The 13,360-nt window shown below is 36.3% G+C and carries 13 protein-coding genes; 8 read left to right on the plus strand and 5 right to left on the minus strand.

Annotation, left to right across the window (positions count from 1 at the left end):
- Positions 1 to 53: 53 nt before the first annotated feature.
- The 4 genes from AB8P06_RS07570 to AB8P06_RS07585 all read right to left on the minus strand — a co-directional run bounded on the left by AB8P06_RS07570 (position 54) and on the right by AB8P06_RS07585 (position 4,598).
- Positions 54 to 632 carry an NAD(P)H-dependent oxidoreductase gene (locus AB8P06_RS07570; protein WP_369840130.1) on the minus strand — a complete coding sequence of 193 codons (579 nt, stop codon included), beginning with the start codon at positions 630 to 632 and terminating at the stop codon, positions 54 to 56.
- Complete coding sequence (locus AB8P06_RS07575) at positions 629 to 1,654, minus strand: saccharopine dehydrogenase family protein (RefSeq protein WP_369840132.1); 1,026 nt, start codon at positions 1,652 to 1,654, stop codon at positions 629 to 631. The genes AB8P06_RS07570 and AB8P06_RS07575 overlap by 4 nt, the downstream gene beginning before the upstream one ends.
- Positions 1,655 to 1,709: 55 nt before the next feature.
- Positions 1,710 to 2,276, minus strand: a complete 567-nt coding sequence (locus AB8P06_RS07580) for a Crp/Fnr family transcriptional regulator (RefSeq protein WP_369840134.1) — start codon at positions 2,274 to 2,276, stop codon at positions 1,710 to 1,712.
- Positions 2,277 to 2,828: 552 nt separating this feature from the next.
- Positions 2,829 to 4,598, minus strand: coding sequence for an aminopeptidase P family protein (locus AB8P06_RS07585; protein ID WP_369840136.1), 1,770 nt, complete (start codon positions 4,596 to 4,598; stop codon positions 2,829 to 2,831).
- A gap of 281 nt (positions 4,599 to 4,879) precedes the next feature.
- Between AB8P06_RS07585 and AB8P06_RS07590 the strand changes: the two genes are divergently transcribed.
- From AB8P06_RS07590 to AB8P06_RS07620, 7 genes are all read left to right on the plus strand, one after another.
- Positions 4,880 to 5,317 carry a DUF6526 family protein gene (locus tag AB8P06_RS07590; protein ID WP_369840137.1) on the plus strand — a complete coding sequence of 146 codons (438 nt, stop codon included), beginning with the start codon at positions 4,880 to 4,882 and terminating at the stop codon, positions 5,315 to 5,317.
- A gap of 584 nt (positions 5,318 to 5,901) precedes the next feature.
- Positions 5,902 to 6,069: a phosphatidate cytidylyltransferase gene (locus AB8P06_RS07595; RefSeq protein WP_369840138.1), complete on the plus strand. Its 168-nt coding sequence runs from the start codon at positions 5,902 to 5,904 to the stop codon at positions 6,067 to 6,069.
- A 71-nt stretch (positions 6,070 to 6,140) separates the two neighbouring features.
- Positions 6,141 to 7,184: a DNA topoisomerase IB gene (locus AB8P06_RS07600; protein ID WP_369840139.1), complete on the plus strand. Its 1,044-nt coding sequence runs from the start codon at positions 6,141 to 6,143 to the stop codon at positions 7,182 to 7,184.
- 160 nt (positions 7,185 to 7,344) lie between these two features.
- Positions 7,345 to 8,970: an L-glutamate gamma-semialdehyde dehydrogenase gene (pruA, locus tag AB8P06_RS07605; protein ID WP_369840141.1), complete on the plus strand. Its 1,626-nt coding sequence runs from the start codon at positions 7,345 to 7,347 to the stop codon at positions 8,968 to 8,970.
- 304 nt (positions 8,971 to 9,274) lie between these two features.
- Positions 9,275 to 9,424, plus strand: a complete 150-nt coding sequence (locus AB8P06_RS07610; RefSeq protein ID WP_369840143.1) for a hypothetical protein — start codon at positions 9,275 to 9,277, stop codon at positions 9,422 to 9,424.
- A gap of 261 nt (positions 9,425 to 9,685) precedes the next feature.
- Positions 9,686 to 9,886 carry a hypothetical protein gene (locus tag AB8P06_RS07615; RefSeq protein WP_369840145.1) on the plus strand — a complete coding sequence of 67 codons (201 nt, stop codon included), beginning with the start codon at positions 9,686 to 9,688 and terminating at the stop codon, positions 9,884 to 9,886.
- Positions 9,887 to 10,056: 170 nt separating this feature from the next.
- Positions 10,057 to 11,217 carry a thioredoxin family protein gene (locus AB8P06_RS07620; protein WP_369840147.1) on the plus strand — a complete coding sequence of 387 codons (1,161 nt, stop codon included), beginning with the start codon at positions 10,057 to 10,059 and terminating at the stop codon, positions 11,215 to 11,217.
- Between the two features lie 146 nt (positions 11,218 to 11,363).
- Here AB8P06_RS07620 and AB8P06_RS07625 read toward each other — a convergent pair whose 3' ends face one another.
- Complete coding sequence (locus AB8P06_RS07625; RefSeq protein WP_369840149.1) at positions 11,364 to 12,386, minus strand: 3-oxoacyl-ACP synthase III family protein; 1,023 nt, start codon at positions 12,384 to 12,386, stop codon at positions 11,364 to 11,366.
- Positions 12,387 to 12,459: 73 nt separating this feature from the next.
- On the opposite strand from AB8P06_RS07625, the gene AB8P06_RS07630 reads away from it, so the two are divergent.
- Positions 12,460 to 13,359, plus strand: coding sequence for a magnesium transporter CorA family protein (locus AB8P06_RS07630; protein WP_369840151.1), 900 nt, complete (start codon positions 12,460 to 12,462; stop codon positions 13,357 to 13,359).
- Position 13,360 lies beyond the last annotated feature (1 nt).

Consider the following 13,360-nt stretch of genomic DNA (forward strand, 5'->3'; position numbering starts at 1 on the left):
TAAAAAATTTAAACCTGTTTTCAACATATGAATAAAACTCATATTATATCGGATCATTTGTGCTTTTGTCCTAACTGCTCTGCTTTCTTAAGCCATTTGGAACGTTGTGCTTCATCCGAAGTTTTGATAATTCCGATATAGGTAACTTTTACTGGTTGTACGCCGCAGAATTCCAACGTTGATTTTTTGAGCTGATTGATACTTGGCCTTCCAAAGAAAAGCCGGTAAAATAAACCCGGCTGATCTAAAGTGGTGATAATATGTCCTGTCTTTCCTTTTAAAAGTTTATCCCACCAAACAGAATTCTCTCTGTATTTAAAAGCAATTCCCGGAAGAAAAAGCCTGTCAATAAAGCCTTTCGTTATAGCGGGTAAGCCGCCCCACCAAACCGGGTGAACCCAAAGCAGATGATCTGCCCATTGTATGATTTCCCAGGCTTTAACCAAATCAGGTTCCAGCTCCATTCTTTTTTGATATCCAAACTGCAGGTTCGGATTAAAATCCAGATCTCTTATAACAATCTCTCTGACTTCTGCCCCGGATTGTTCCGCTCCGTTTTTATATGCTTCAGCAATGGAAAAACTGAAGGAATTTTTATTGGGATGCCCGTTGATAATCACTATTTTTTTCATTCTGTTATTTGTATATCAATGGTTCCGTAAGCATTAAGAGAAGCCAGTAATGCAGCCGGTTGGTGCAGTTGATGGCTGAAATATATTTTATTTTCAGAACGGTTATTTAATAATTCTTCAAGATGTAAAACAGCAGATAAAGCCGTTAATTCAGCCTGTCCTTTTTCACTTCTCAGACTTATTTTTTTATGTCCGGTTTTATCTTTAACTACAATTTCAAAAACCGACTGATCACCATTACCGCTTGATCCGAAGATCATTCTTCTCTCTTTTAAGGATAAAATATTAAAGATCCTTGCAGATTGAAACGCGCCCAGCAACCAGGTAATAAATTTTGAATTATAGGTCATTTTCACACTGACATTCTCTACTTTTTCAATTTGGTTTAAAATATATAAATCCGGCACATCAAAATTATAGGCTGTCCGTTTTCCTATGCCAAAAGAATATGTGAAATATTCAGAATCTAAAAAATGCTTTACAGAAACAGGCGTATTATTTTTATAACTGGAAAAAGGTTTTGCAACATTTTCAGCCATAAAATGGGCCGAACTTTCTCCTGCTAAATCTTTTACTGAATAATAGACAAACAGTTTCACCTCTTCAATATTTTTCATCCCGGAAGAAAAAGTGTTGACCAGACCGCTTACAATTCCGCCCATCCATCCTGAGCTGAAGACAATCCGGCTGTTGATCTTATGCTTCCCTGCAAATTCATATGCCCGTACGAGATCAGGAGTCGGTTTGGTAATATCCAGATAATCAATATTGTTTTCAATTGCAAAACGAAGGATATAATCTTCCTTATCATTGACAGATAAAACAATCTGCCGGATATTGTTCTCAAGAATGGTTTGAAAAGTTTCCGGTCTGGTAACATCAATAACTAAATCTTTATCTGTTTTTCCACCTTTTCGGCTTCCGATAAAAATAGAGTGTTGAGAATTTCTTGATCTGAAAATGCGGGCAATGGTTTTTCCTACCATTCCGGTTCCGCCGATAATTAAAATGTTTGAGTGCATCTATCTTTTTTTTACAAAACTATAGTGCTGCAACATCAACTGACAGGACAAATGTCTAAAAAGATGTTTTTTTCCTGATACGACTTAAATGCCTTTGCGTAATTCCCAAATAAGAGGCTAGATACTGCAATGGGATTTCCCGAACATAGCCGGGCTGATTTTTCAATAAAAAGTCATACCGTTCGGTAGCACTGTCTCTCTGCAGCTGAAAAAACCTTTTTTCAAGCTCAAGATATTCCTGTTCTGCGATCAATTTTAAAAATAAGATCCAGTTAGCATTTTTATTGACCAGCTCTTCAATTTTATTTTTCTTTAAAACCAGCAGACTGGCTTCCGAGATCGCCTGCATATTTTCAACACTTGCTTTCCCTGAGATAAACGAAGAATAGGATGCAATAAGCTCATTAGGAAATCTAAAGCAATAAGTAATATCTTTTCCTTCATTGGAAATATAATAAGAACGAAAAATCCCGGATTCTATGAAGGCTATTTCCTTACACCACTCTCCTTCCTGTACAAAATAATCATTTTTCCGTAGTTTCCTGATTTCAAAAAACGGCAGAAAATCTTCAATTTCTTTCTCTGTGAATATTTTAAAGCTCCGGAAATAATTTTTTATCATTTTTAATATTCTTAAATGGTATTGGAAAAAGATGTATACCCACAATGAATTATCCGCGAATTTAAACAAAACGGCTCAGATACAAAATCTGGTGAAAAATAATGTAGCTTATGCAGTTTAAATTTCACGCAAAGGTTTAATATATGGTTTTATAGTTTAAAGGTGACAAAGATGGAATCAACTTCATTAATTTTTTCTAAGCAAAATTTTTCACCGGACAAACTATAATAAAAAATCATCCCGGAATGGGATGATTCAAAAAACTGCTTTTGTTTATATATATGAAGAAATGATATGATGTCTGTTTTTGTTGATACAAAGATAGCAGCCGTCATTCTGCAATTCTTCAGGATAATCCCTAAAAATTTATCCGTAAAAATACGGTTGTGTAATCCGGAATGTCTTTTATTTAATCCACCGGATCAATGTTCAACAGGGTTTCCGCTGTATGAAACTTCCACAAAATCAAAGCCCTGCAGAAAATTCCTGCAGGGCTTTGAAAATTATCTAACAATTCGAGAATTATTCTCAATATTTTTTTAATCGTTGATTTTAAAGCGGGCTTACCAGTTGTAAGAACCATTCTTTAACTTCTCCTTCCAGAAATGGTGAAATTTTCTCTTCACAGGTTTTGTGATAGGCATTCAGCCATGCGATTTCTTCTCCGGAAAGGATTTCTTTTACAATGGTATCTTTAAAGAACGGACAGAAAGTTAAGGTTTCAAATTCGTAAAAAGTCCCATGAATTGTTGTTTCCGCTTCTTTTACAGCAATCAGGTTTTCATGACGGATCCCGTAATCGCCTTCAAGGTAATATCCCGGTTCGTTTGAGCAAACCATTCCCGGAAGAAGATCCTGTGGATTCATATCTTTTCTGATATTCTGAGGCCCTTCGTGAACATTCATAAAGCTTCCCACGCCATGTCCGGTTCCGTGGTTAAAGTCTTTTCCTTCCATCCACAACGGAAGTCTCGCAATAGCATCTAAATGAACTCCTTTTGTTCCTTTTGGAAACTTAACTCTTGATAAACGGATCAATCCCTGAAGAACTAAGGTAGAATTTCTCTTAAACTCATCAGAAACCGCTCCCAGAGCCAATGTTCTTGTAATATCCGTAGTCCCTTCAAGATACTGCCCTCCTGAATCTACAAGGATGCTCGCATCATTTGTTACTTCTTTACTTCCTTCACTTTTTGCAGAATAATGCATGATAGCTCCGTTATCTTTATATCCTACGATGCTTCCGAAACTTTCGCCCACAAAGTTTTCTCCTTCTTCACGGAAACCTCTCAGCTTTTCACCAATGGAATATTCATTCATTGCTTCTTTTCCTGCATTGTGAGTCAGCCAGTATAGAAATTTCACCATTGCAACTCCGTCTCTCACCATTACTTTTCTGAAACCTTCCAGTTCCGTTTCATTTTTCTGAGCTTTCATCAGATTTCCGGGAACGGCGGCTTTTACAAACTGGTTATCAGATTTCAGGGCTTCAAATATCGACTGGTTGCTGTTTGGGGAAATCAGCACCTTTTCATTTTTAAAGGTTTTCAGATGATTCAGGAATTCCTCGTAAGGCATCATTTTCACAAAAGAGTCATCCATCTGCTTTCTGGCTTCCACTTCTAATTTTTCCAGATCAGTGAATAAGATCGCATCATTTTTTGTAATGATGATGTATCCTAAAAATACAGGATTGCTTTGTACATCGCTTCCACGAAGGTTAAGCGTCCAGGCTACATCATCCAGGCTTGAAATGATATGAACGGTAACTTCCTGTTCCTCCATTTTCTGACGGATAGCTCCAAGCTTATCGGTTACCGATTTTCCGGCTCTTTCAACAGGGTGTACAAAGATCGGGTTCTTAGACGGTGTTCCTCTTTCTTTCCAGATCTCTTTCAGTAGCGGAAGATCGATTAATGTTATATTTTTAGCGTTTAATTTTTGAGAAAGCAATTCCCAGTTGGCATTCGAAGTTGCCAGTGCATTTACAGCTACTTTTCCATTGGTCGGGATTTCAGAAATAATCCAGTCTATATAATTGGGAGTTCCTTCCATACCGTCTTTGAAAAGATCGATACCGGAGCCTTCCAATTCTATAGCAGCCTGCGTAAAATACCTTCCGTCAGTCCAAAGTCCGGCTTTATCTTTAGTGATTACCACAAAACCTGCAGAGCCTAAAAAACCCGACAACCAGGCTCTCTCCTGCCATTCTTCAGGCAAATATTCACTCATATGCGGATCTGCAGAATATACTATAAATGCATCAACATTATTTTTCTGCATTTCTTCACGAAGCGCAGCTACTTTTTCCTTTGAAGTCATTTTTTAATTTTTTAAAACCGAAAGTTACAAAAAATTTGATGTTTACCGATCAAATCATTCACGCATTTTTCTAATATTTGCGGAAGATTTCCTCTCATTCACCATCTATTTTCTTTTTGAAAATTTTCAACCTGTAACTGTTTCTTCTATAAAAAATATCAGAACAAAACGATCTTTACTTTCAAATTATATAAACAGAATTATCATTCTCATTTTATATAAAATCACAAATATTATTAAAAATATAATATTTTGGAAAGATTATTGCTATATTCCAAAGCATGAAGAGACAGGATTATAAAAACCACAAGAAATATTATCCGCCACATCATTTTATTTATCTCCCATTGTTGCTGATACTTGGAGGTACAGGAGTTTATAAGATTTGGGATGACCCGCAAAATAAACTGATATGGATCTTATTTTCTATCATTATTTTCCTGCTTCTCTACCTGGCGATTATGGTAAGACAGCATTATGCTTTGGGCAATCAAAACCGGATCGTGAGACTGGAATTCAGGCAGCGGTATTTTGAAATTTTCAATAATAGGTCTGATGAGGTGATCGATAAATTAAGTTTTGACCAGATCTCTGCCCTGAGATTTGCTGATGATGAAGAATTTAAAGAGCTTTTATATAAGGCACTTCATGAAAATATTTCCGGAGACCAGATCAAGAGATCAATTAAAAACTGGAGACCGGATTATCATAGAGTATAAAAACATAATTTAAACATATAAATACTGGTTTAATCATTTTCAGATTAATAGTATTTAAAACAATTTAGTAGGGATGCGGTGGGAAATTATTCCTGGTTTGTACCGTGGTTGTAATTTTTTCGCTCCTATTTTCGAAGGGTAAAAGCTCTTAACCATTTTTTATGGAGAAGAATCAGACTTTGAAATTATTTCCCACCCTAAACCTCTAAAATACTGCTATTTCTTAAGAATCTTCCCTATCTGATTTGTTTCTGTTGATATAAATTGCTTTTTCATTTTCAAAGAGTATGAAAAATTGATAAAAAATACGGAAGAACCGATACCCGAAAATAAAATATTAATTCATTTATAATATTTTGGAAAGATTCTTGCTATATTCTATTCAATAAAAGGAAAAAGATACACTTTAATTAAAATCAGCCTTATAAAACAGGAGATTAAGAGTGTACTTTTAAATTTTAATGTAATGATGTTTCCGAGAAATTAAAATCCAATCATCATTGTACAGCTTCTTCTTATTATAATGATGAGTTTATATCTTTAAAGCATCACAGAATTTAAACTAAAACCAAAATATAAATCATATGAAAAAGTTAACCTTATACAGTATTACCGTATTCAGTTTATTATTACTAACAAGCTGTGAGGCAATAGAGACTATTTTCAAAGCCGGCATGTGGTGGGGAATCCTTCTTGTAGTAGCGGTTGTCGTTATTTTATTATTAATTTTTTCGAAGGGTAGAAACTCTTAACCGTTTGTATTATGGATAGCGATGATCTTGAAATTATCTCCCACCTCCGACCTTCTAAAATCGTCAAAATTATGAAAGATCCGGTGGCTTCTGCAAAGGCTGTAAATCTGATTTACACTTCCGATACAGAAACCGCCGGGATCATTCGTAAAAAAAAGGGAAAAAAATATCTGTATTATAAGGATGGCAAGAAAATCGTTGATAAAGAAGAGATCCACAGGATCAACAGCCTCGTCATTCCTCCCGCCTGGGAAAATGTCTGGATTTGCGCTTTGGATAACGGCCATCTTCAAGCAACGGGATTTGATATAAAAAGAAGAAAGCAGTATAAATACCATGCGCTCTGGAGCGCACTCAGAAACCACACCAAGTTTTACAGAATGCTTCAGTTCGGGTATGCTTTACCTCAAATGCGTCTGCATGTAGAGCAGGATCTTGCTTTACGGAATTTTGAAAAAAGAAAAATTCTGGCGCTCATCATCAGCCTTATGCAGCGTACCAATATCCGTATCGGCAATAACGCTTATGAAAAATTGTACGGGTCTTTCGGTTTAACGACTTTAAAAGATAAGCATGTACAGATTAAAGGACAAAAATTAACCTTTTCATTCAAAGGGAAAAAAGGAATTATGCATCATGTCGACCTGAAAAGCAAAAGACTGTCAAGACTGGTTCAGAAATGTAAAGATATTCCCGGAAAAGAGCTTTTCCAGTATTATGATGACGAAGGAAACCGGCATTCTATAGATTCCGGGATGGTGAATGATTATATTAAGGAAATCAGCGGAGAAGATTTTACAGCCAAAGATTTCAGAACCTGGTCAGGCACCGTAAATGCTTTGATTGCCTTTAAGGAAATCGGCTATGCTGAAAATAACACGGAATACAAAAAGAAAATAAAAGAAGCTCTGGATATCGTTGCCGAACATCTGGGCAATACCAGCACGGTGTGCAAAAAGTATTATGTTCATCCTTTAGTGATCAACCTTTACGAAAACAACACCATCAAAAAGTATCTCGATGAACTTGAAGATATTGAAATAAACGATGGTAAAGCCGGTCTTACCCAAGAGGAAAAACTGGTCCTCAAAATCCTTGAAAATGAGAAAATGTAAGGAGATAAGAATATTTTTCTATCTTAAAGTTGTAAGAACAAATCAGATACCGTTATTAACATAAAATAAAAGCCCGAAGTATTTACAGAAATTGTTCCTTTCAAAATGAAAGCGTAAATTTGTATGATCAGTAATTTTTAAAATTAAAAACATACATCATATGTCTAAAGCAATTTCGCAAGTACCATTTGCAGTAAACGAGCCGGTAAATTCTTATATACCGGGTTCTCCGGAAGTAAAAAGCCTTATCGCCACTTATAAAAAAATGTGGGCTGAAAAAACAGAGATTCCAATGGTGATCAATGGAAAAGAAGTAAAAACAGATGAAAAAGTTCAGCTTCAGTCTCCACAGGATCATGCTCATGATTTTGGGTTTTATTACAAAGGTACGATGCAGCATGTAGATGATGCGATCAATGCTGCATTAGCTGCTAAAAAAGAATGGAACGAGCTTGGCTGGGAACAGCGTGCTGCGATCTTCTTAAAAGCAGCTGATCTGTTGGCAGGACCTTACAGAGATGTAATCAATGCTGCTACAATGATCGGACAATCTAAAAATGTACACCAGGCTGAAATTGATTCGGCTTGTGAGCTCATAGATTTCTTAAGATTCAATGTAGAATTTATGACTGAAATGTATTCTGAGCAACCGGTTTCCGACAGCGGAATCTGGAACCGTGTAGAATACAGACCATTGGAAGGGTTCTGTTTTGCAGTAACGCCATTCAACTTTACAGCGATTTCAGGAAACTTACCTGCATGTATGGCAATGCTTGGAAACGTAGTGGTTTGGAAACCTTCCGACAAACAGATTTATTCTGCTAAAGTAATTATGGATGTTTTAACGGAAGCAGGCCTTCCTGCAGGGGTTATCAACATGATTTTCACAGACGGAAAAGACACTGCCGAAAAAGTATTGGCTCACAGGGATTTTGCAGGCCTTCATTTTACAGGTTCTACCAAAGTATTTCAGGGAATGTGGAAAATGATCGGTGATAATATCCACAACTACAGAACGTATCCGAGAATCGTTGGGGAAACGGGAGGAAAGGATTTTGTAATTGCTCATCCTTCCGCTAATGTAGAAGCAGTAGCAACCGCTTTGGTAAGAGGTGCTTTCGAATATCAGGGACAGAAATGTTCTGCAGCTTCAAGAGCTTATGTTCCTAAATCTCTTTGGGAAGATGTGAAAAAAGTAATGGAAACTCAGATCAATTCTATCAAAATAGGTTCTCCGGAAGATCCTTCCAACTTTATCAACGCTGTAATTGATAAAAACTCATTCGAAAAATGTAAAGGTTATATCGAAAGAGCTCAAAATTCAGGTGAAGCAAACGTTGTAATCGGTGGAAAATGTGACGATTCTAAAGGATGGTTTGTAAATCCTACAGTTATTGAAACAACCAATCCGCAATATGAAAGCATGGTGGAAGAAATTTTCGGGCCTATCTTAAGCATCTATGTATATGAAGATAAAGACTGGAAAGAAACATTGGCATTGGTAGACTCTTCGTCTCCATATTCATTGACGGGTTCTGTTTTCGCACAAGACCGTTATGCTATCAATGAAGCTTTCAAAGCATTGGAAAATGCATCCGGAAACTTCTATATCAATGATAAACCGACTGGTGCCGTAGTAGGTCAACAGCCGTTCGGTGGCGGAAGAGCTTCGGGAACAAACGATAAGGCAGGTTCTAAAATGAATCTTCTTAGATGGACTTCCGTAAGAAGCATCAAAGAAACTTTTGTTTCTCCTAAAGATTATAAATATCCGTATCTTGGGTAATTATCACTCAGTAGCTATGAATGAGCAATAACTAATATATAGCCTCGAATTTTATTTCGGGGCTTTTTTTATGAATCAGGAGTTAGGAGTGAAATTATTTGTTTTGCTGCAATCTTAGTTTAAAATACTCTTTTTTAACAAAATTTAATCATTTTTATTTATATTTTAATAATTTATACTTCCGGTTCGGAACGGTTATTGAACTTTTCATCACACACCAAAGAAGAATATTATGAAAAAGTTATTTTTATTAACCTTAGGTTTAGGAATATTTGCAGTGAGTTGCGGAACAAAGGAATCACAAATGTCATCGAGTAAAACAGATTCTGCAGCAACAGTAGTAGACACAGTGAAAACTGTACCACCTGTTGCCACAGATACAATGAATACGAAAATGACCAATCCTGATGCAGCAAAAACTCAGGATACTATAGCAGCTCCTGTAACTAAATAAAGTAAACTTAACCAAAAATGGAAAATCCGTAGATGAAAGCTCTACGGATTTTTTTATTTTATAGGAACCAAGTAAAAATAACATTCAGCCAATAGCATTCCTGCGATCAATAATCCCATTTTCATGATGAAAAAATATTTGGGATTTAATATTCTTAATTATTGCAAAACATTTTAAAATTTCACATAATAAGCCTCAAATCACTCATCAATATGAATATTTTTCTATATTTGATTTATACTTAATATTAAAAGAATTACTATGAAAAAATTATGGATGGGAGCCATATTGGGCTTATTATTTTTAGGAAGCTGTGCTCAGAATAAAGAAAAAAGAGAAGAATTTAAAGATGAGCACGACAAGAGTGCGATAAGGAACAGTATGGGTGATTCTGCCGTCGCCAATTCCGAACCGGCTGCTGTTGCAGACAGTACCAAAACAGACAGTATGAAAGTGAAATAAAAAGACCGCAGAAATTCTCTGCGGTTTTTCATTTTATAGAGTGGTATAACAACTGTTTTTAGAAATCCAGAAACCAAATTAAAAAAAGCAGATAGGCCTGTAACTTATTTCCCTAAAACCAGACTCATGTATCAACATAATTATTACATTTGTAATCAATAAAAAGTTTTATGAAAAAATTAGCAATATTCTCTTCCATTTTTATTGGAGTTCTTGCTTTCAGCCAGGGAATTAAATTCGAAGACAGTAACTTCGCGACCATCCTTGCTAAAGCTAAAAAAGAAAACAAACTTATTTTTATCGACGCTTATGCATCGTGGTGCGGACCATGTAAGCTGATGGTAAAAAACATCTTCCCGCTTAAGACTGTGGGAGATTATTACAACTCCAATTTCGTCAATGCAAAAATTGATATGGAGAAAGGAGAAGGTATCGCTCTGGCAAAAAAATATAATGTTAAGGCTTACCCTACTTACCTTTTCGTGAACGGTGACGGTGAAGAAGTACACAGAACACTGGGTTATGTAGAGGAAAAAGATTTTATCCAGTTTGCAAAAGATGCGGGAGATCCGAATAAAAGACTGGCAGCTTTAAAGCAGAAATTTGAAAACGGAGAGAAAGATCCTGAGTTTTTAAAGAATCTTGCAGGACTTACGATGTATAATGATTCTGAATTTGCCGGAAGGGTTATGGACCGTTACTTCCAGGCGAAAACTACTTTAGATAAAGAAGATGTTCAGATGTTGCTTTCAGGAGTACAAACTACTGACAGCCCTTTATACAAAACTTTCCAGGCAAAAAAAGCGGATATCATCAAAATACTTCCTGCTGACCGTTATGAAATGTTTGATAAAAATATCAAACTGAACAGCATTATGAAAAAAACATATAACGCTGATACTAAAACGTGGGACGATAACTATTTCCTTACAGAATCACAAAAATTCTTAAGCAAGGAGGAATCTGAGAAAATTCTAAAAAGAGCAAAAGCAAGCAGAGCTTTAAAGAATAAAGACATTGCCACTTATGAGAAACTGAGCCTTGATTTATACAAAGATTATTCGGCTTTAAGTTCTGAAGAATTAAATTCTGTTGCATGGAATTTCTTTGAGAATGTAAATACCAAGTCTTCTCTTGAAACTGCTGTAAAATGGGCTCAGGAATCTGTAAAGAAAGATGAAAACTATGCCAATACAGACACACTGGCTAACCTTTATAATAAGGTAGGCGATAAAAAGAATGCTAAATTATGGGCTGAAAAGTCTATTGAACTGGCAAAAAAGACAGGTGAAGATTCCGGTGACACTGAAAAATTACTGAAGAGTCTTTAATCAATACATTATAAGAAAGCCGCAGATTTTGATCTGCGGCTTTTTTTGTTGCTATTTTTAACCACCCCGTCAGATCTTCCGATCTGCCACCCCTCCACAGGAGGGGAATTACTACCGGTTGGCAAATACTTTTCTTTTCTGTCAAATTAATATTCAAACAATACGCTTCCCCATGTGAATCCGCTTCCGAAAGCTGACAGAAGCACAAGGTCTCCTCTTTTCACTTTCCCTAATTCAATCGCTTCGCTTAAAGCAATCGGAATAGAAGCTGCTGTTGTATTTCCGTATTTCTGGATATTGTTATGTATTTTTTCATCCGGTAACCCGAATTTCTGCTGTACAAACTGGGCAATCCTTAAATTGGCCTGATGCGGAATAAACATATCAAGATCTTCGATTGTTTTCCCTGCTTTGCTTAAAGCTTCCTGCATGGTTTCCGGAAATCTTGTTACGGCATGTTTAAATACGAAGTTTCCGTTCATGATCGGATATACTTCTTTATTGGTAACATTTTCAGGTTCTTTTCTCATCCTGTCACTCCAACCGAATTTTGATCCTGGGAACTGAGTACATAATTCATCTGCATATTTACCTTCAGAATGCATATTTACCGCTAAAATATCACCTGCATTTTCATCTTCAGTAGCGGAAAGCACAATTGCTCCTGCCCCGTCTCCGAAAATTACGGAAACTCCTCTTCCTTCATCAGAGAAATCCAATCCGAAGGAATGAACTTCTGCTCCCACTACCAGAATATTTTTATAGGTTCCGGATTTAATGAAAGCATTGGCCACACTCACTGCATATACAAACCCCGAACACTGGTTTCTTACATCCAATGCTCCGATCGTATCACAGCCAAGCATATCCTGAAGCAAAACTCCACATCCCGGAAAATAATAATCTGAAGAAAGTGTAGCGAAAACAATATAGTCTATATCTTTAGCCGTTAAACCTGCCTTTTCGAGAGCTTTTTCAGAAGCTTTGAAACCTAAATATGCTGTAGTTTCTTCAGAATCGTTTCTGTTTTTTCGGTGCCTTCTCTCTTTAATTCCGGTTCGCTCGGTGATCCATTCATCATTAGTAGTCATTAATTTAGCTAGATCATCATTCGTTACAACATGATCCGGAACATAAAATCCGATCCCTTTAATTGTACTTTTAATCATATAGTTTTTTTAATTTTGGCAAAGATAGACTTATTTAACACATAGTATTTCAAAATATTAGTATTTTTACTTTATGCCAATTGACACGATATACAGAGACTCCCAATGTGAATGGGTAGACGTAGAGGCCCCGACAGCGGAGGATTTGAAATTTCTTCATGAGCGGTATGAAATTAATAATCTCCTTCTGGAAGATACTTTGGATCCCAACCACCTTCCCAAATATGAAGAAGACGGAAATGTAAAATTCTTCCTGCTTCGGGAAAGTACCGAGCTGGAAAGAAAAAATCTCAATACCATCAGTGATATCAGTACTAAAATCGGGATTTTTATTTTGGGGAATACCATTATTACCATCCACAGGATGAGAACCAAAAGTATTACAGAAACCAAGAAACAGGTTTCAGCTACCCAAAACGAGACCGCACCGCAGAAAATTGCTTTGATGATCGCTTTATTGATCATGAAAAGTTTTGATGATGAATCTGTAAGCTTGCTGGAGACTATGGATAATATCGAAAATGAAATCTTCCTTAAAAACACCAATCATACCAACCAGATCCGCAGATTATATAAGCTGAAAAGAAAATCAGGGTTGAATTCAAGGGTGCTGACAATTTCTACTGATGCTATTGATAAGTTTAAGCTGTTAAACCTGCAGGATTCCGAAATTGTGGATTTAAAAGATAAACATAAAGATGTGGTTGCGGATTTTGATCATTTGAATATACAGATCACCAACCTTATTTCGATGTTTCTGGCCCTTTCAGATCAGAAGGCCAACCAGGTGATGAAAGTTCTTGCAATCTATTCCGTTTATTTTTTACCGATCACATTTATCGCCGGTGTCTACGGAATGAACTTCGACAACATGCCCGAGCTGCATCATAAAAACGGATATTTTTTCACATTGGGATTAATGGCGCTGATCGTCATTGTCACTTTTATTTATGCCAGGAGAAAACAATGGTGAT

Source organism: Chryseobacterium tongliaonense (assembly GCF_041224435.1).
Classification (GTDB): Bacteria; Bacteroidota; Bacteroidia; order Flavobacteriales; family Weeksellaceae; genus Chryseobacterium; species Chryseobacterium tongliaoense.